Here is a 1861-nt window from a genome sequence, read left to right on the forward strand (position 1 = left end):
AATGTAGAGTTTGTAGAGCGGATGGTTGAGTGGTGTAAAAAGAATAGGGGATATAAAAAGAATGGTGAGGTTGATTTATGTTTTGATGTTATAAATTATCATATGTATTCTAATGATTATACAGGATGGTTTGCAAGGTTCAAAAGTAAAAAGAGAGGAGTTGCTCCTGAAACTAATGAAATGACTAAAATTGCGAAAAGTTTCACTGATTTATCGTCAAAACTAGGAAACATGCCAGTATGGTCTACTGAAACCGGATATGACATAAGTGAAAAAAGTGTTCAAAGAGCTATTCCGATAGGATCAAAGTCTAATCTTATTACCCAGGCAGATTGGTTGCTCCGTTTAGGTTTATTGTATGCCAGATTAGGAATTGATAAGGTGTTTTATTACCAATTATATGATAACAATGATCCAGGGACCGATCCCGGAACTTCATTTGGATATTCAGGACTTGTAGAAAAAAGTAAAAAAAGGAGGCCTGCTGCAGATTATATTCATCAGGTTACTAACCTAATGGGCGACTACTATTATTTCAATTCTATTAATGAGGATCCAGTAGTTGATATTTACCAGAATGGGCAAAAAAGAATGTATGTTTTGGTTGTTCCTGATGAAATAGATAGAAAGGAGAAATATTTGTTAGATTTAAATCGGGCAAAAAAAGCTTTAATACATCAGTTGAATCCTGGTTCTGATAAGATGATAACCAAGGAGGTAGCGACTAAAAATGGGCTGTTGGAAGTGGAAGTAACAGAGACCCCAATTTTTATAGAGGCAAAATGAGTCGAATTACCATAATTACTGTAAATTTTAATCAAATTAGGGTAACTGAGGATTTTTTAAGATCTGTGTTGCTCAATGCCCCGAACGAAGACATTGAGCTTATATTGGTTGATAATGGGAGTAGTAATGACAATGAAGCTTATTTTAAAAACATATATCCTGACGTAGTATATATAAGGTCGGATAAAAACCTGGGATTTGCCGGTGGCAACAATTTAGGAATACGAGCTGCTAAAGGCGAGTATATTTTACTGCTAAATAATGATACGGAAATAACTGAAAATATGATTCCGGTTCTTTTAAATGAAATGGAGCTGCGTCCGGATATTGGGTTGATTTCGCCATTAATCTTGTATTATGAGGACCCGAAAATTATTCAATACGCGGGTTTTACGGAAATGAATTATTTAACAGGCAGAAACAGGGGGATAGGGAATAAGGAGGTTGATTGCGGGCAATACAATTTGGATAGCAGAGAAACCGGTTATTGCCATGGGGCAGCAATGATGTGCAGGAAAAAGGATCTTGAGCTTGCAGGTTTAATGTCTGAAGATTTTTTTCTTTACTATGAAGAACTAGATTGGTGTGATAAGTTTAAGAAAATAGGTAAAAAAATATGGTTCACCGGCAAATCGACAATTTACCATAAGGAATCGATGAGTGTAGGTAAGGAAAGTAAAATTAAGACATACTTTATGACTAGAAATAGGATGCTATATATTAGAAGAAATACATCTTTATTAAATACAATTATCTTTAGCATCTATTACATTTGTTTTGCATGTCCAAAGCAGATTATATCTTATATCTTCAAAAAAAGATTGAATCTAGTTAAGTGGGTTTTTAAGGGTGTGTTTTGGAATCTTACGAATTCAAAAAGCAGTAGTAAATTAGGATTTAAAATTTAAGGGAAATGATAATAGCTTTTTGGGTTTCTCTTTTTATTATTCTTTACACCTTTATTGGGTATGGGTTTGTTTTATTTTTACTTATAAAAATAAAGAGACTATTCTATACCCCAGCTTCATTTGATGCTAATCTGGAGTTTCCCAGCGTAACCATACTTGTAGCTGCT

At 34.0% G+C, this 1861-nt stretch carries 1 protein-coding gene and 1 pseudogene; both read left to right on the forward strand.

The window, feature by feature from the left end:
• Positions 1 to 786: pseudogene (locus AC1DDX_RS27015) on the forward strand (hypothetical protein); the annotation flags it as partial.
• Positions 783 to 1694 carry a glycosyltransferase family 2 protein gene (locus AC1DDX_RS27020; RefSeq protein WP_172663209.1) on the forward strand — a complete coding sequence of 304 codons (912 nt, stop codon included), beginning with the start codon at positions 783 to 785 and terminating at the stop codon, positions 1692 to 1694. The pseudogene AC1DDX_RS27015 and the gene AC1DDX_RS27020, both read left to right, overlap by 4 nt.
• Positions 1695 to 1861: the final 167 nt, after the last annotated feature.

Source organism: Pedobacter sp. 10L46_2, assembly GCF_056395165.1.

Excerpts from the sequence above, each read along its gene's own strand:
- AC1DDX_RS27020 (WP_172663209.1), top strand. The coding sequence starts at position 783 with ATGAGTCGAATTACCATAATTACTGTAAATTTTAATCAAATTAGGGTA.